The sequence below is a fragment of the Bradyrhizobium sp. Kon58 genome, from assembly GCF_055807455.1.
Map to the genome: position 1 here is coordinate 460,606 of NZ_JBVVOT010000003.1, position 15,271 is coordinate 475,876.

Below are 15,271 nucleotides of genomic sequence, written 5' to 3' on the forward strand. Positions count from 1 at the left end.
GCGGGGTGCCGAGTGGACTGAAGTAGAACAGGGGCGTTTCGATGTCATCCGATCCTGATCAGAGCAGTTTCGATAAAGCGCTTATCCTTGCGAAGCGAACCTACTATGGCAGGCCGCGCAGTCTTCTTTATGTCGCCGTGTTGATAGTCGCGGTAGGCGCAGGACTGCTGTGGCACTTCGGCGGCTCGATCGGAGATAGCCTTGCTCCCAATCTCCTGGCCGATGCGATCATGCTCGCCGTCGGTTACATCGTTTTCGAACGATTGATCGAGGCTGAAGCCGATCGCAAAAATATCAACGACGATCGCGTCGTATTCAATGCGGTGCAATCGGCCTACAGGAAAGCATTCTACCTCTGGGCCGGCCTGGTGGCCCTCGGCTATGGTCGTGATCGCATCGAAAAGGCGAACTTCGGCCCATTCTCAAGCGAGGCCCGCGAGGCGATTGAGAAGCTGGGAAAAGCGCTTGGAAGCGACCCCGATCGCGTACCGATCATGGAAAATATTTCGTCCAAAGCCAAAGAGCTGGAAACGGAGATCGATCGGCAGTTGATATCCTTCGGTCAATTGATGGATCCGTACCTCAGACGGCAGTTGGTCGCATTGAAGGAGTCCAAATTCCTCGCTCATTGCTCATATCTCGCGAGCACCTATGCCAGAGATTCGTCGGTTCTATGGACCATCGGGGGCAACATTCTCTGGGACGCTAAGCAGCACAAGGAGCTTATCGAAAGCCTCTTTCCCGGCAGAAGTATGGATCCAGACGTCGAGCTCGGGCGCGAAAACGAAAGCATCGAGACGATCATGACGGGGCTTCACCGTTATCTTAGTAAGTTGTCGATCAAGGTTGCGAGAGAGCAGCAGGTCTGGCGTCTGCCCTATGACCTGAAAGGAGGCGAGTTGGTTTCGGGGCTGGTCGGGTTGCGAGGGATTCCGGGACAGAATCCGAAGGCTCAAGGCGGCGATTTGAATCGAACCTCTAGCGCGGTCGAGGCAGAAAGTCCTTGATCATCAAACCTGGATCGGGATCATTGCTTGGCGGAGGCGCCAACGGCGGCAACGTAGCGGAAGTTGGCGTTTTTGTTCCCGTCGGCGAAGTGTTTCCCGGCGTGGCTGCGGATGAGCGTTCGCTGATCGAGGTGCTCGCTACGCTCAGTCGCGATGACACGCTGTTTCATTGCGCGCGCCTCAACATCATCGTTTCGGGACCTGGCGATTTCGAGGTGAAACCCCGTCAGGAGCAGGCGATCAGCTTCGCCTGCAACTCGGATCAGCTTGCGCGTATCAATGCTTTTGCGAGACGCCGGGGCGGCGGTCTTCCCGTAGTGTTCTTTACTGGCCAACTGCGCGAGCTTATGCGCTGGGCGTCCCGCTACTGCAAGAATCGCCCCGACGATGGCACGAGTTTCGAAGATCCGGCGCTACGAAGCCAGTTCGTGAAGGCGGCACTGATCGCCAGCGACATATGGGCTCGACGAGTGTTCTCCGACAAGCTCGCGCCCAATGACGACATCGAGGCGGTGAGGCGTCGTGCGCTTGGAGCGTTCCGGAAGGGGGCCGACGAATCGAACCTTGCTCTTCACATCGGCATCGCGATCGGAAGAGGGCTTGCCTTGTTTACCGAATACATGCCCAGGCACTTTCCCGAATTCGGTGATGAGTTCGAGAAAGCGACAGGGCTGACCCTTCGACAGTATCTCGGCTGCGCTACGACCATGGCGCTCTACGCCTTGCAACACAGGAAGGAAGGCCCGCTCTTCGATCGGAATACCGTTGCGGCGGCCACTCCAGTCGCTGATCTGTATCCGCGCTTCTTCGATCTGGTTTCTCAGTCTCCCGAGCAATTGGCACGGTCATTTTGGACGAACTTCGATACTCTGGACTACCGCGGGTTGCGTGAGCGTCCGGTGATGACCACTGCCGATGGCCGCGGGATAATCCTCGATCCTGCGTTCTTCATCGAGCGAGTATCGATCGGGGCTGTTTTCAATGTCGCGGCGCGTGTCCGGACCAAGGTCTTCGCAAAATTCGGCGAAGTTTTTGAAGACTATGCCATCGACATTCTTCGACGCATGTACCCTCATGTCGCTGGTCTTGTGGATCGCGTGGCCTTTCGTCTCTGTGGACAGGACGGGCAACGAAGAGAGTTCGAGATCGATGCGGCCGTGTTCGAGGTCCGAGAGGCCGCGATCATCGAGATGAAGGCCGCATTTCTTGCCGAGAAAGCGCTCGCCCACGAGGATCCCGAGGCCCTCATCGTGGAAATCCGTTCCAAATACGGAGCATCGCAAAAACCGGGAGAGCGCGACAAAGGCGTTGCGCAGTTGGCGAGGAGCATCGGAGCGATCGCTCGTGGCGAATGGCTCGGCGCAGACGGACAATTCAGAGATATGGATGTGCTGCATCCGGTGCTCGTCGTTCACGATAGTCGTCTTGACGCGCCCGGCCTCGGGAATTTTCTGGAAGCCGATTTTCGTCGGTTGTTGGGGGCTGTCCCGGCGGGGAGGCGGGTCGGGCCATTGACGATCGTCACGATTGCGGACCTCGAGAGTCTCGAGAAATCGATCGAAGGGTTCGGCTTTATGCAGCTACTCCGCGACTACGACCGCGAATGTCCAGACCGGATGCGATCGTTGCATAATTATCTGGCCTATTCCGAATACGGGAAGAAGATTCTTCCAAGTGAGTTTCTGATCGATCGCTCGGTGGAAGTCTTGGATCTTTTGCAGGCCGAATTATTTCCGGATGCGACCATGCCGGACAGGAATTGGCATAAGAAGACATGATTGAGATGTCCCGAGTCGTTGCATTCTAATGCTGGGGACCAGGAGCATGGCGCGTCAGATTCATGAGGTTGCAGAAAGGTGGAAAAGAAGATGAAGGGGACCGAGAAGCCTCTGAAGCAAGAACCGCGATTGAAGGAGAAAATCGTAAACGATGCACTCAAAACGTTTGGCTGGGAAAAGCTGAAGAAGCACTTGCTGACCCTGGACATGGACGAGGATGTCGTATCCGAGCTCCTGCAGCTTATCCGGCACAGCACCGATTTCCTGCTGAAAAGACCCGATGAAGCTCGCGAAGATGCTCGTGCAGCGTTTACGGAGGCTCTCGGAAACTACATCGCCGAGCGCGCAGGATCAGATGCCGGCGCCCAACTCGCAGACCTGATAGCGACGCTGGAGCGGATCGAGTCTGGCTACCGGGAGATATTGCGGACACAGGAGGCCACGGTTGCGGCCAAGCTGCTGCCGGAGACGCAGGCCTCTGCCGCGCTTGCGCGAGCGAGCTATTCGTACCACGAACTGATGGAGGCCTTCCGCACTTCGGCGAAGCGCCGCAAAGAGCTGACGCTGCAGTCCTTTCGCATCAAGCATCCGGACGGATCATCCTACTCACCGGACGGGGTCCTCGCGGCGATCGTTCAAGTGACCACGATGACGCTCATGCTCCTCGCTCATCGCTACGGCTGGTTCGACGCGCAGAAGTTCCTGGTGCTTCCGCGATTGACCGACGTGACCGACGACGAAATTTACAAGTCCGGGCTGACTGAACTGCTTGCCTCTTCTTGGCGTCAATGGGAACGGATGGATCAGCGCTGTCGCTATTTCGACGGCGAGATCAAGGTCTTCTCCTCCAACGATCTGCCGTCATGGGCGCCTGAAGGCGCCGAGACCGCCATCGAGTATGATCATGTCACTTGGGGCGAGTCCTTCGACTACTTCGCCAATGAACGGCTCAACGATCGCCTGATTCAGACGTTTCAAGAAATGTCGCTTCAAACGAACATGCACGGAAAAGCGTCGGGAATCGGATCGCCCCTCGCGCTTCCTCCCGCAGCGTTCGTTTCTCCGCAGGAAGCGCATTCCGGAGTGTCCCTGTCCGAAATCCTCGGCTACGCGATCGTGGATGACCAGGAAAAACCAGGCGGGCTGCGGCTTTTGGAATGGATCCGGGGCTACGCCGTACTCCAATGTCTGGCGGAAGGACGGTACTCTCAGGAAGGCAAGAGCGGCATCAATTTCGTCCTCTCCCGAGAGGAGCTTGTCTCGCGCCTCGAGAGTTTGGGTTTGAAGGACGGCGCGGCGGAAACGTTCGTGGACCGAGCGTCCCTCAGCAAGTCGAGCCGTGACCTCTTCGACCAACCGCTGATACGCCTGGAAGACGGGTCTCTCCTGATGTTCGGGCCGGGCATATTGATTTCCGATCCCGCGCGATTGACGCTGTCCGCGATCGGAAGGAGCGGCGAGCAACTCGGGCGCAAGGGAAAGGCCTTCGAAGCCGAAATGCTCGGCTTTTTCGAGAAGCTGGGGTACGACGCCAAGTGGTTGAAGTTCAAGATCGGCAACGAAGAGTTCGAATACGACGTGATCGTACCTTGGGGCGACTACGTCTTCATCCTCGAGTGCAAGAACAAGTCGCTGTCTGGACACAATCCGACGGCGGCGTACAACTTGACGCTCGAAATGGGATCTGCGATCAAGCAGGTCGCCCGCCTGGCCGAGGCTATGGCCATCCATCGGGATGTCGTCCTCGAACGAACCGGAATAGACGTCGCCGATAAGAAGATCGTCCCGTGCGTCGTCAATTCCTTGCCGTATGCGATGACGGGAGATGTCGGGGGCGTCTATGTTACCGATGCGTCCGGCGTGAAGCGATTCTTTCAGGAACGCAATTTCCACATCGTGCGTCCTCACCATCTGAAGAACAATTCCGCTATCTTGCATCGCACTGCGATGAAGAGCCTCTGGGCGCGGGCGATAAGCCGACGCCGGCCGACTTCTTGACCTATCTGGAGGATCCTCTCGCCTTGCAGCTTGCCAAGGGGCACGCCAAGAAGTTTGGTGAGTGCGCATCGATGGAATGCGAGCAGCCTCTTTCCGGAAATGTTCTGCGCCAGGGGGACATTATTGCCGCACATCCTGGAACCGAAAACTGGCGCAATCCCTGGCGCCGGTTTGGCGTGATCCTGACGGCCGATTGCGATCTAGAGCAGCAAAAAGGCGGTGCAAACCTCGTCTACATCCCGGTGATCGGTCTGAAGACTTATCTTGCGGATGTCTGGCTTCCCAACCATGCTACCGCGCTCTATGAGACGGCCACGCGCCAAGCCGAAAAGGCTCTCGATGAGTTCAACGATCATCATGTGACGCCGAGGCACCTGCTCAGACAATCCATCGAGGAAATTGCGAAGCAACTCGGCATGGCGACGGTCGACCGCGTGGACGATACAGGAACTGCGGGGACGCAGGATAATTCGAGGTCGGAGGAGCAGGCCAAAGCGCGCGAGAAGGCCAGGAAAAAGCAATTCGAACGCGTCAAGAAACTGCAGGAAGCGCTAACCGTCCTGAACGAACTCAGGACGTCGAAAACACCCAGTGCCGTCGCTGATCTCGATGCAATGTTGGGCCAGTTGTTTCCGCAACACGAGTTCGTATCTGGCGGCGGGAAATCGGGTCCAGGCGTTCGGCGGGAGCTTCTCAAATCGGGGTTGACGGACCTTATTCAGGACAGCCGCGTCGACACATGGCCCATCTCGGACCTGGTGGCTATGGATCCGGAGATGCGCGCCGACGAAGCTTTCGGGTTCGTCGTGGACCTCCGACGATTTTCCGTTCTTGAGACTGCGAAGATACAAACGAACCGAGCCAAGTTACCCGCGACATAGATGACATCGGTGTCGGGGAAGCGATCCCGAAGCCAGGCCACGCCGCGCTCGGCACGCGTAATCAGATCACCGGCAACGATGACGACGTCGTATTTCGGCCGTTCCTGGGGAAGATCCCAGACCGACATCTCCAAATGGGTGTCGGAAAACAACCAAGCGATCACGCGTACTCCGTGGCGATCATGAGGTCCGCCCGTCCGAAATCGTCGGACGGGCGGCTGGTTAGGTGGGCGGTCTAGACCGTGCGCCGCGGCCCCTGGAACGCGCGGGTGATGACGAAGGAGCGGCCCGACGGGGTCGCCGTGCTGCCGTGAGACCAGCCGAAGGTCTTGAGGCCGTGCAGGGGAGCGCCCCTGAACTGCTGGCTCCTCATCGACACCGGCCGAGCCGGATCGAAGCCGCGGCTGCTGAAGTCGTGTTCGCGATTGCCGGCCATCGCCAGCTCCTTTCCTTGATCCCATCCTGCGATCATACGTATCACGGGTGTCTTGATATGTCAATATTCAAATATCTAGATATCTATGGACCAGAGCGTTTTTTGCGATCTGCACAATTGGACCGGGCGGCTCTATGTCGGTGCTGCTCCAGCCATGCGTGCCGGAAGATCGCTGGGCGGTGGTCTTACGGGGCGTCGACGTCGATACGCTCAGGGGACTGTATCAGGAGCGTGTCCAGGCTCGAGATTTCCGGCATGGCCTTGCCCGCGATCGCCTGCAGGTCGCCGACCATGCCCACCGTGGACTCGATGACGGCGAGGATCTGCATGTCGCGCTTCGCCCACTGCCGTGTCATGAACCTCCGCTCCTTGTCGAGATCGTCGCGCATGTCGTTGAACTTCTCGATCACTGCTTCGATACGCTGCCGGAACTTGGTGCCGGTAAGATAGCGGTAGGCCAACTCCGTCTTGGTCTGCTGCCCCTGCTGGGCCGTCCTCGATCCCTCGACCTCCACCAAGGTCTGCCTGAGCGCGACGGCCAACACGACGGCACAGCGGGGGTGGGAGATCCAGACGCCATCGATGAGATCGAAGTGATCGACATTCTTGGGCAGCGCGTGGGAGACGATGATTGCGATATCGGCTCCGCAGCGCCGCTGGTCGTCTCGGAGCTTTGCGAGCCATGCATCGCTCCATGCCTTCGTGCGCTTCGTCTCCCAAAGGATGGTGCCGGCGTTCCGGCCGACGTTAGCGTTCACCCGCTGGGTCACGTCGACACCGACTTCTCCCTTGCCCACCGGATCGACGACATCCGTGGGAAAGCGGGCACGGAGCACGTCCTCGAGCTCCAGCTCGAACGCCTCGCCTTGTCCCTGTTGTGATCCTTGTTCGGCCTTGCGCTTCAACTCCTCGATGGTGCGAGCCATGGACTCGATCGTCTGATCCCGCTCCAAGACCCGGAGGCGGGCGGACGCGTCGGCCTCCTGGTGCGCCTTGAGCCTGATCTCCGGCAAGGACGCCTGAAGCCGCCTCTCGACGGTAAGGTCGAGTTCGCGCTTCTCCTCGTCCAGTTCGCGATGTTTGCGCAGCAGCTCCGCCTGCGTCCGTTGGGCCTCCGCCAGCTTGGCGTTGTTGGCCTCGATCGTCTTACGTAGCTCGACGGTCTCGGCCTCCTTGGCCGCGATCTCCGCTGCGGCCAATTCGCGCGCCTTCTTGCCTTCCGCCAGTACGATGCGACCACGCTCTTCGCCGATCTTGCGGGAGATCTCGGTCTCCATCAGTTCCCGCTGCTGGGCGAGCTGGTCGCGCTCATGGCGGAGTTCGTCCGTCCTCCGCGTGACTTCCGCATCCTTCGCAGCGAGCTGCTCATGGAAATGTCGGCGGCTCTGTTCGATCAGAGGGCCGGCGAGGGATTCGGTCAGCTTGATCTGATGATTGCAGTTCGGACAGTGGAGAATCGGTTCCGCTCCGCCCACCGAGGGCGGGCTGGCCTTGAAGTTCATTGAGTTCTCCATTTCAGCCGCATTCGGGCGGCGGGGAGGAAATTTCATTCATGAGCTCGGTGCTGAGGTGCAAGGGTCGACAAGCAGCGCTTCGCGGAGACATCCACGGATCAGGCTGCCCGGACTGGAGCAGTCCGTGCCTCGGAGGAGGGGCTATGGGTCGACTGTAAGCACATCGGGGCCTTAGCACAGGAGAAACAATAGTTCAATATCTAAATATCTGGATATCCTATCCACCGCCGTGGAAAACGGCCGGAAAGGCTATCGGGGTCCGCAGCTCCCTGATATTGGATATCTAGGTATCCAAAGGAGCCGATCATGCCACGCGGGAAGAAAGATGAGCCAGTCGCCGGAAGACCAGACAAGCGGAAAGCCACGTCGATGTATCTGATGCCGCACATACTCGACGCGCTCAAGAAGGCCGCCATCGACGAGAAGCGGAATGCATACGAGATCGTCGAGGACGCCGTGGTCGCCTATCTCAAGAAGGCGAAGCACCATATCTAGCGGGAAGTCGTTCGGCGGGCGGCCGAATGTCAGGAAATTCTCAAGCTGCCCGGCAAACCTGCCGCGGATCATCCCCGCGAGGGCTCAAATAAATCCCGGATGTCGACGTGAAGCGCCTGGGCGAGACGGATGAGCAATTCCAGTGTAGGATTGGCGACGCCGGCTTCCAGGTTGCTGATCAGGGCCTGCCGCGTCGTCGCCTCCGCCGCAAGCGCTTCCTGCGAAAGTCCGCGCTCCAACCGGAGTCGGCGCACATTCCTTGCAAGCACATTACGGGGCGAATTGCGCGATTCTCGGGCCATCCGCCACGATGACCATCGCAGCGTCGAAACGGCCATACGTCGGAACGTATATTATACGCTTGCAGGTATGGCGCAAGCGCGAGGCTTCTTGGCCTTCCAAGGAGCGGCGACGACTGCTCAGGTCATCAATTTTGCGAAAATGAGACCGAGGCCTTAGGGAATCTCCCAGTATCGCGTCATCGGTTGTTTTGATCGAATGCCTGCAACGGAGCGGCATTGCATGATCGAAGCTTTCTCGATTGCGACGGCGCATCTCTTCCAGGATGCCTTGGCTTCTCAGGCTCGTCTCAGACACGAAGTGTTCGTCTGCAGGAGGAAACTCGATCATTCCTCCTATGGAGGGCTGGAGTTCGACGAGTTCGACACCCCAGCGGCGGTCTACTTGGTTTGGCGCGACGAAGCTCGAGTGGTGCGAGGGCTGGCCCGGCTGCTCCGGACGACACGGCCCTACATGCTCAAGAGCTACTGGCCGTATCTCGTCACGGACGGAAATCTCCCGGAATCACTGGATGTCTTCGAGGTGACGCGCGTATGCGTCGACAAGGCCGTCTCGCCGGCGATACGCAGAACCATTTTCCCGGAGCTTCTCTGTGCGATCCAGGAGTTTCTCTCTCTTCGCGGGGCGACCGGAATGATCGGGGTGACTCGGGAGCATCTCCTTGCTCATTTCATCAAATCGGGGATCCGGTGGCTGGGGCCTGCGCACGAAATCGAGGGCGAATTGGAGCGCGCGTTCTTTGTTCCGACAGCGTTCATTCGCCCGACGGAGCACTGCCAGAAATTCGGCATCGCTCCGAGGGTTCTATCGCTTGGAGCGGAAACTCTCCCAAGAAAGGACGCCGCATGAGCGGAAACCACTCCGAACGTTCGACGGTCGTTCTGGCCCCGGACGAAGACGCGGCAGAAAACATCGCCGACGCACTCACGTACCTCAGCCGGGCGGCTACCGATGCTGGCTACGAGGCAATAGCGGCCGATATTTTGTTGGTGCGTGAAAAGCTGATGATGATCTCCAATGCGGAGAAGGCGCCCATTCCGCGGAGGACGCACGCATGAGGCCGGAACTCCGCAACGACCATGTCGCCTTCTTCGCCGAGAATGAATCCTCGGTTCGGTATTATTGCCGTCGGTTACCTGCGCTGCTCAGCTCGGCAAGCGGCGCGACGATACTCGACGCCGCCGGTAGGTCCTATATCGATCTGATGTCCGCCTGCGGCGCGCTCAACTACGGACACAATCATCCGCACCTTAAGAAAGCGGCCATCGATTACATCACGGCGGACGGTCTGAGCGCGGCACTCGACTTCCACACCGAGGCGAAACTCCGTTTCATGTCGAGCTTCCGAGACAAAATCCTGGCCCCGAGGGGACTCTCCTACCGGATGCAATTCACAGGACCGACCGGCGCGAACTGCGTCGAAGCCGCCATCAAGCTCGCCCGGAAGGTTACCGGCAGGCACGGCATAGCCGCCTTCACCAACGCGTTTCATGGTGTTTCATCGGGCGCGCTGGCAGCTACGGGCTCGCGTGTGGCACGAAGCTCGGGCGGTCGAACGCTCGATCCGGTAGTCCGTCTGCCCTTCGAAGGCTATTGCGGCGCCGGCTCGCGCGACCTTTCCCGTTTCGAGGCCATGGTCGTCGATGCTTCCGGTGGCATCGACCCGGTCGCGGCAATCGTAGTCGAGGTCGTGCAGGGAGAGGGCGGCTTGAACGTTGCATCGCCTCGTTGGCTTGCGGCGCTGTCCGAGACAGCGAAGCGGATAGGAGCACTTCTGATCGTCGACGAAATCCAGACCGGCTGCGGTCGCACAGGATCATTCTTCGCGTTCGAGCGCGCCGGGATCGTGCCGGACATGGTGTGTCTGGCGAAGTCCATCAGCGGCTACGGCTATCCGATGTCGCTCCTGCTGCTGAAACCGGAGCTCGACGTGTGGGCGCCCGGTGAGCACAACGGGACCTTCCGCGGAAACTCGATAGCTTTTGCGACTGGCGCCGCCGCCCTGGATCTCTGGGATGACGATTTCGTCGACGGCGTAAGAACCCGCTCCGACAGCCTGCGCCTATGGTGCGTCGGCCTGGCGGCGGAGTACCCGGAGCACCTCCGTCACAAGGGGCTCGGAATGATGCAGGGTGTGCAGTTCGCTGCGGCTGAGCACGCAGCAGAAGTCGCGGATAGGGCTGTCGCAGCCGGCATTCTGGTCGAGTGTTGCGGCCCGAACGACGAAGTCCTGAAGGTGATGGCGCCCCTGAACATAGAGCTTGACCTGTTTCAGAAGGCACTTGCCGTCTTGAGGACAATCGTCGTCTCGGTCATCGAAGTAACCGTGTCGCCGCCGCTACAGAGGGATGAGCCCGTTTCGGATAGCCATGATCACGGCGGTGATCCTGTTGCCGGCACCGAGTTTCCGCATCGCGTTCCCCACATGGAATTCGACGGTTTTCTGGGAGATCGCTAGAATCTCGCCTATCTCCCAATTCGTCTTCCCTTCCTTGCACCACTTGAGGCATTCCACCTCCTGGCCTGTGAGGGAGACCTCGTCCGGGCGGTGGTCATCCATCATGTCGCAGTACCTCAACCAGTACTGCACGCAATGCATATAGACCCAGGACAGGCGGTCCGACGCGGGCTTGCCCCGGCCACGGAAGCTCAGCGATATCAGGTCCGTCTGACGGCAGGGACCGCGAATGGGAACGGTCAGCCCTGAGTGGACCCCAAGCTCGCGGCATTCCTCGAAAAATTCGATCTGCCGGCGTGAGAATCCCGCTGGATTGATTTGATTCCAGTGAAATGGCCCGTGCGCCGTCTGGACGTGCTGCACGACTGGATCGATGCGATCCCACTCGCTCGATTTGTATGTGTCCAGATACCCCTCGGGAAATTCGCTCCAGGGAATGGAAACCAGCCTCTTCTCTCTGGCGCGCGCGAAGACGGCGTTCTCGTATCCTTCCGACTTCATCGAGGCCAGGAAGAGACCCTTCAGTTCGGCATCAGTTCGAGCATGCAACGTCGTGTCGATGAAACTCTCTATTCCCGAGATCATTCTGCCCCCCCCAGGTAGTGTTGATCCGCGTACGCCAGAAATCCAAGAAGATGGTCGTTGAAGATCGTCGGACGCTCCCAGTGCGGCGCATGCCCGGCATCAAGCAACGTCGGTCTTCCTTGCCATATGTGCTTGTAGGGCAGGGCGGCGAGGTACTCCGTCCTTAAGAATGGGTCCGCCGCGCCTTGAACGATGGCCAGCGGACGCTGGTCCTCCGAAAGGGTCTTGACTTCGTCCACTCCGACGCCGGCCATGCCGTTATGCACCATCCAGTACCGTGCATTTCCGTCGGTACGGAGCGCAGTCTCGACCTGATCAGAGGCCGCGCGGCGCGCTCCCATCATCGCGCGAACGTAGCGAGTGGCATCAGCTTTTGAAAAGATTCGTCGCCCGGCTAGTGCCGTCGATGGCGTCCATCGAAAGCCGGCGGCGATACCGTCGGGCGTGAGCACGACAGGAGGTGTACCCGTCAAGAGGAGCGACTTGACCGCGCGATAGCGAGCCAGCATCTCGATGCCGATGTGACCGCCCAAGGACCAGCCAACCACATGGTAGGTACGATAGCCCAGGTCCGACATCAGACGATGCAACATCTCGGCGTAGGCCGGGAAGCTATACGTCCGCCGCGGCGTGGCCGAACGGTCCGACGTGCCGTGACCCGGGAGATCGGGGATGACGACGCCGTATCCGGTCCGCGTCAAGGCCGATATCTGACGAGCAAAGATCTCCTTGGAGGACGAGTTGCCGTGGACCAAAACGATACCGATGCGGCCGCCGCGCCGCTCCAGGTAAGTCAGTCGAATTCCGCGAACCGTCCTCGAACGCAACAACATGGATGTTCCGGATGTGTCGCCGGCAAATTGGATCTACGAATGAAAATAGTCGGAAAAATCGGCACAACTTATGGCGTTGTTGCTCAAGCTTCTCCCGTCATTCAGTCACTGCGGTGCCTCACGGTCCATACCCTAGAAAGTATAAACCGTGCTGCTCTCGTCGAATCATGCTTGTCGTCAGGTCGCGGCTACATTTCCGTGCATCCGGCTTCTTCTAGCCCGGCGATGGCCGCGCCCACCAGCTTCCAGACCGATTGTCGGCGCGGATGACCATATACGTGGTGCCAACACATCTTGGCCGGTTCGCCCGTCAACGGATTCGCATTTTCCGCCGCTACGATCTCGTAGTCCGACACATCCGCGAGATTGGAGAGATTGGTCACCGTCATTGCCGCTAAGGGGCGAGCCAGTTCCTCCGCGCCACCGGGATAAAGTTCAACAGTGATCTTCAGCATTCAAAATCGTCCTCAATTGGCATGTATCTCGGACTCGGTCTCGAGCTCGTTTGGCTCAGATATCCGAAGTTCCGGCTGTCGCCGCCAATGGGCCGCGGTTTTGCGGCGATAGCCGCGCGGCCCGCGAAATAAGGGTCAATCGATTTCGAACGTCATCAGTCCCCAAGATTGTTCGTCGTCATCATGAATAATAGATATCTAGATATCTAAAAATGTCAAGCGAGAAGACGACCGCAAAAAAATGGGCCGCCGTGGCGACCCAGTTGGGGAGGGTCGGGGCCGGCCTCGTCGACAGCGAAATCACCGAGCTGATCGCTCTGATCCACTCGCTGCTTGACTCCAATACGGCGATCCTGATCGTCGAACATGTGCTCCGCGTCGTGCGCGAATGCTGCACCCGCTCGATGGTGCTCAATTTCGGTAAGACGCTGATCGAAGGCCCTACGGCGGAGATCCTCGGCAACGACCAGGTCGCGGCGGTCTACCTTGGTACCGGAGGGGATCGCCAGACTGTCGCGACCGATCCGTCGCAAGCCACCGACAGCGCCGTGCATGTCGGCGCACCCGAGGCGGAGGCGAGGGTCCTTGCGCCCTTAACGGCTCCGGTCGCCGCATCCGACGCCGGGGTGGCCCTGCTGCAACTGGCAGGCGTCCGTGCCGGTTACGGGCAGGCCCGCGTGCTGCAAGGCATCGATCTGACCGTCGACACCGGACAGGCCATCGCGGTCCTTGGTGCCAACGGCGCCGGCAAGACCACGCTGGCACGGACCATCACGGGTGCGATCGCGCCCACCGCCGGCGCCCTCCTGATCGGCGGACAGGACGTATCGGGAGGTGCGCCGCATCAGATCGCCGAACTCGGCGTCGCGCATTGCATGGAAGGGCGACGCATCTTTCCGACGCTGTCGGTGGAGGAAAACTTGCTGATAGCGGCGCGCAACGTCGACGCGATCTCCGCTCGCGCCCGGCTCAACGCGGTCTACGATCTCTTTCCCATCCTCGCCGAGCGCAGAACCCAGGGCGGCACAGCGATGTCGGGAGGGCAGCAGCAGATGCTGGCGATCGGGCGCGCACTGATGGCGCGGCCGAGGCTGGTCATTTTCGACGAGATCAGCCTTGGTCTGGCGCCCATCGTGATGGACAAGCTCTACGAGGCGCTTGCGCTGCTGAAGAAGGCGCGCATGACCATGATCGTGATCGAACAGGACGTCGACCGCGCGCTGGCGCTCGCCGATCATGCCTATGTGCTCGAGAATGGACGTTTTGCGTTGTCGGGGACGCCGAAGCAGATCTCTGCCGATCCCCGCTGCGTCACATCTATATCGGCGCCGCCGAAGACGCGGCTCCATCCAAAGGACTTGCCCATGCGACTTGCTGACGCCAACGACCTCCTCAAAGCGCCGATCTCGCCGTTCGAGAGCGGCTGGGTTCGTCATCCCGACGGCCGTGCTCACGTCGCAGGGCGCACGCATATGACCGGCTGCAAGGCGGCCATGGTGGAATGGTGGTTCGGTTACGTGCATACCACTGAACATTATCTGTGGTGGCATCCGCGCGATCACGTCTTCAGCGACTGGATCGGCGAACGTGGCACCGGTCGCTATGTCGGCGGTACCCATATTGCGCATGAATATTTCGGAGGCGGCCCCACGCTGTTCAAGCTGAAGATCAATTTCCGCGACCCTGCCGATATCCTCGACACCTCGCGGTTCGCGGAGGCGGGCGTGAATGCGGCGATTTATGCTCGTACAGGACGGCAGTTTCCACCGATAATTAACGGGACTTTGTCGGCGGGTTGCGTCGCGGGCGCACCGCTCCAGCTCTCTTTTGAGCTCAACGCTGATTCAGGCAGGTGTGAGTTTGGGCGTGCGTTCGAGGGCTGTCGGTTGCGAAATCTTTAGTCCTCGTCAGCTACAGTGACACGATTCATTCCGGCCCCAGATCTCGCGGGACTGTTGAAAGGGGGTCTTCGCGGGATGTGACGATTTTATCTGAGCGGTCCGTAGAGCTTCATTCGAATATCCGCATCATTTGCTCATGTGGGGTCGTCCTGGCCAATGAGCCGCTTCTCGTAAAAGATCACTGCATATCCGTGCAACGTCCCTTCCTTGCGGCGAACATAGCCAGCGGTCTCGTAAAGTCTCTGAGCCCCTGCTTGGATCGTTGTTGTGTCGAGCATTATCCACTTGACACCGAGAGCAACAGCTCGCGACTCCAATTCACGAAGAACCCTCCTTCCAAGCCCTCGTCGCTGAAAGTCGGGATCGACTCGCATACGTTTAACTTCTGCGACATCGTCATCGACACGTTTCAGCCCACCCATGGCAGCGAGTTGGGGACCAATATAGGCAACTACGAAGTCTCCGCCCGACCCGATGTATACTGCGCCGATACTGCGTAAATCATCCTCCCAGGTCCCTTCCGGGCCACACACACCAACATGCTGCGATGCGCTTCTGTGCAGATGCCATACACCATCGCTATCCCCGGACTCGAACCGACGAACGATCAGTTCGTCTTGAGACATCGAT

Annotated in this window: 15 protein-coding genes; 8 read left to right on the top strand and 7 right to left on the bottom strand. The window is 59.4% G+C overall.

All coding sequences use genetic code 11. From position 1 onward, the window contains the following. Positions 1-41: 41 nt before the first annotated feature. From AC0L20_RS08585 to AC0L20_RS08600, 4 genes are all read left to right on the top strand, one after another. Positions 42-1,007: a hypothetical protein gene (locus tag AC0L20_RS08585; protein WP_456767951.1), complete on the top strand. Its 966-nt coding sequence runs from the start codon at positions 42-44 to the stop codon at positions 1,005-1,007. Continuing rightward, positions 1,004-2,785 (top strand): hypothetical protein, encoded by a 1,782-nt coding sequence (locus AC0L20_RS08590; protein WP_456767952.1) that lies wholly within the window; start codon positions 1,004-1,006, stop codon positions 2,783-2,785. Before AC0L20_RS08585 ends, AC0L20_RS08590 begins: the two co-directional genes overlap by 4 nt. A 90-nt stretch (positions 2,786-2,875) precedes the next feature. Further along, positions 2,876-4,783: an NERD domain-containing protein gene (locus AC0L20_RS08595; RefSeq protein WP_473288182.1), complete on the top strand. Its 1,908-nt coding sequence runs from the start codon at positions 2,876-2,878 to the stop codon at positions 4,781-4,783. Next, positions 4,780-5,664, top strand: a complete 885-nt coding sequence (locus AC0L20_RS08600) for a hypothetical protein (protein ID WP_473288183.1) — start codon at positions 4,780-4,782, stop codon at positions 5,662-5,664. Before AC0L20_RS08595 ends, AC0L20_RS08600 begins: the two co-directional genes overlap by 4 nt. Before the next feature lie 235 nt (positions 5,665-5,899). On the opposite strand, the gene AC0L20_RS08605 is transcribed toward AC0L20_RS08600, so the two are convergent. The 3 genes from AC0L20_RS08605 to AC0L20_RS08615 form a co-directional block, all read right to left on the bottom strand. Continuing rightward, positions 5,900-6,136 (bottom strand): hypothetical protein, encoded by a 237-nt coding sequence (locus tag AC0L20_RS08605; protein WP_473288184.1) that lies wholly within the window; start codon positions 6,134-6,136, stop codon positions 5,900-5,902. 149 nt (positions 6,137-6,285) lie between these two features. Further along, complete coding sequence (locus tag AC0L20_RS08610; RefSeq protein WP_456767956.1) at positions 6,286-7,602, bottom strand: DUF2130 domain-containing protein; 1,317 nt, start codon at positions 7,600-7,602, stop codon at positions 6,286-6,288. Between the two features lie 575 nt (positions 7,603-8,177). Then, entirely contained in the window at positions 8,178-8,447 is a 270-nt protein-coding gene (locus AC0L20_RS08615) for a helix-turn-helix transcriptional regulator (RefSeq protein WP_456767958.1), read from the bottom strand. Between the two features lie 184 nt (positions 8,448-8,631). Between AC0L20_RS08615 and AC0L20_RS08620 the strand changes: the two genes are divergently transcribed. Genes AC0L20_RS08620 through AC0L20_RS08630 form a run of 3 tightly spaced genes read left to right on the top strand, consistent with a single transcriptional unit; the run spans position 8,632 to position 10,867 of the window. Beyond that, complete coding sequence (locus tag AC0L20_RS08620) at positions 8,632-9,258, top strand: acyl-homoserine-lactone synthase (RefSeq protein ID WP_473288185.1); 627 nt, start codon at positions 8,632-8,634, stop codon at positions 9,256-9,258. Next, positions 9,255-9,467, top strand: coding sequence for a hypothetical protein (locus AC0L20_RS08625; RefSeq protein ID WP_473288186.1), 213 nt, complete (start codon positions 9,255-9,257; stop codon positions 9,465-9,467). The genes AC0L20_RS08620 and AC0L20_RS08625 overlap by 4 nt, the downstream gene beginning before the upstream one ends. Then, entirely contained in the window at positions 9,464-10,867 is a 1,404-nt protein-coding gene (locus AC0L20_RS08630) for a diaminobutyrate--2-oxoglutarate transaminase (protein ID WP_473288187.1), read from the top strand. Before AC0L20_RS08625 ends, AC0L20_RS08630 begins: the two co-directional genes overlap by 4 nt. Here AC0L20_RS08630 and AC0L20_RS08635 read toward each other — a convergent pair. The 3 genes from AC0L20_RS08635 to AC0L20_RS08645 form a co-directional block, all read right to left on the bottom strand. Continuing rightward, the gene (locus AC0L20_RS08635; protein WP_473288188.1) at positions 10,748-11,452 is read right to left on the bottom strand and encodes a helix-turn-helix transcriptional regulator; all 705 of its coding nucleotides are present in this window, start codon (positions 11,450-11,452) and stop codon (positions 10,748-10,750) included. The two genes, AC0L20_RS08630 and AC0L20_RS08635, sit on opposite strands and share 120 nt — an antisense overlap. Then, complete coding sequence (locus AC0L20_RS08640) at positions 11,449-12,285, bottom strand: alpha/beta fold hydrolase (protein ID WP_473288189.1); 837 nt, start codon at positions 12,283-12,285, stop codon at positions 11,449-11,451. Before AC0L20_RS08640 ends, AC0L20_RS08635 begins: the two co-directional genes overlap by 4 nt. A 188-nt stretch (positions 12,286-12,473) precedes the next feature. Then, positions 12,474-12,740 (bottom strand): hypothetical protein, encoded by a 267-nt coding sequence (locus AC0L20_RS08645; RefSeq protein ID WP_473288190.1) that lies wholly within the window; start codon positions 12,738-12,740, stop codon positions 12,474-12,476. Positions 12,741-12,952: 212 nt separating this feature from the next. Here AC0L20_RS08645 and AC0L20_RS08650 point away from each other — a divergent pair, with 212 nt between their 5' ends. Further along, positions 12,953-14,641: a DAPG hydrolase family protein gene (locus AC0L20_RS08650; protein WP_473288191.1), complete on the top strand. Its 1,689-nt coding sequence runs from the start codon at positions 12,953-12,955 to the stop codon at positions 14,639-14,641. 134 nt (positions 14,642-14,775) lie between these two features. On the opposite strand, the gene AC0L20_RS08655 is transcribed toward AC0L20_RS08650, so the two are convergent. Beyond that, positions 14,776-15,267 (bottom strand): GNAT family N-acetyltransferase, encoded by a 492-nt coding sequence (locus AC0L20_RS08655; protein ID WP_456767966.1) that lies wholly within the window; start codon positions 15,265-15,267, stop codon positions 14,776-14,778. Between the last annotated feature and the right edge of the window lie 4 nt (positions 15,268-15,271).

Coding starts and splice junctions, on each gene's coding strand:
- AC0L20_RS08635 (WP_473288188.1), bottom strand. CDS start 11,452: ATGATCTCGGGAATAGAGAGTTTCATCGACACGACGTTGCATGCTCGA.
- AC0L20_RS08655 (WP_456767966.1), bottom strand. CDS start 15,267: ATGTCTCAAGACGAACTGATCGTTCGTCGGTTCGAGTCCGGGGATAGC.
- AC0L20_RS08610 (WP_456767956.1), bottom strand. CDS start 7,602: ATGAACTTCAAGGCCAGCCCGCCCTCGGTGGGCGGAGCGGAACCGATT.
- AC0L20_RS08615 (WP_456767958.1), bottom strand. CDS start 8,447: ATGGCCGTTTCGACGCTGCGATGGTCATCGTGGCGGATGGCCCGAGAA.
- AC0L20_RS08640 (WP_473288189.1), bottom strand. CDS start 12,285: ATGTTGTTGCGTTCGAGGACGGTTCGCGGAATTCGACTGACTTACCTG.
- AC0L20_RS08630 (WP_473288187.1), top strand. CDS start 9,464: ATGAGGCCGGAACTCCGCAACGACCATGTCGCCTTCTTCGCCGAGAAT.
- AC0L20_RS08595 (WP_473288182.1), top strand. CDS start 2,876: ATGAAGGGGACCGAGAAGCCTCTGAAGCAAGAACCGCGATTGAAGGAG.
- AC0L20_RS08645 (WP_473288190.1), bottom strand. CDS start 12,740: ATGCTGAAGATCACTGTTGAACTTTATCCCGGTGGCGCGGAGGAACTG.
- AC0L20_RS08625 (WP_473288186.1), top strand. CDS start 9,255: ATGAGCGGAAACCACTCCGAACGTTCGACGGTCGTTCTGGCCCCGGAC.
- AC0L20_RS08620 (WP_473288185.1), top strand. CDS start 8,632: ATGATCGAAGCTTTCTCGATTGCGACGGCGCATCTCTTCCAGGATGCC.
- AC0L20_RS08605 (WP_473288184.1), bottom strand. CDS start 6,136: ATGATCGCAGGATGGGATCAAGGAAAGGAGCTGGCGATGGCCGGCAAT.
- AC0L20_RS08585 (WP_456767951.1), top strand. CDS start 42: ATGTCATCCGATCCTGATCAGAGCAGTTTCGATAAAGCGCTTATCCTT.
- AC0L20_RS08650 (WP_473288191.1), top strand. CDS start 12,953: ATGTCAAGCGAGAAGACGACCGCAAAAAAATGGGCCGCCGTGGCGACC.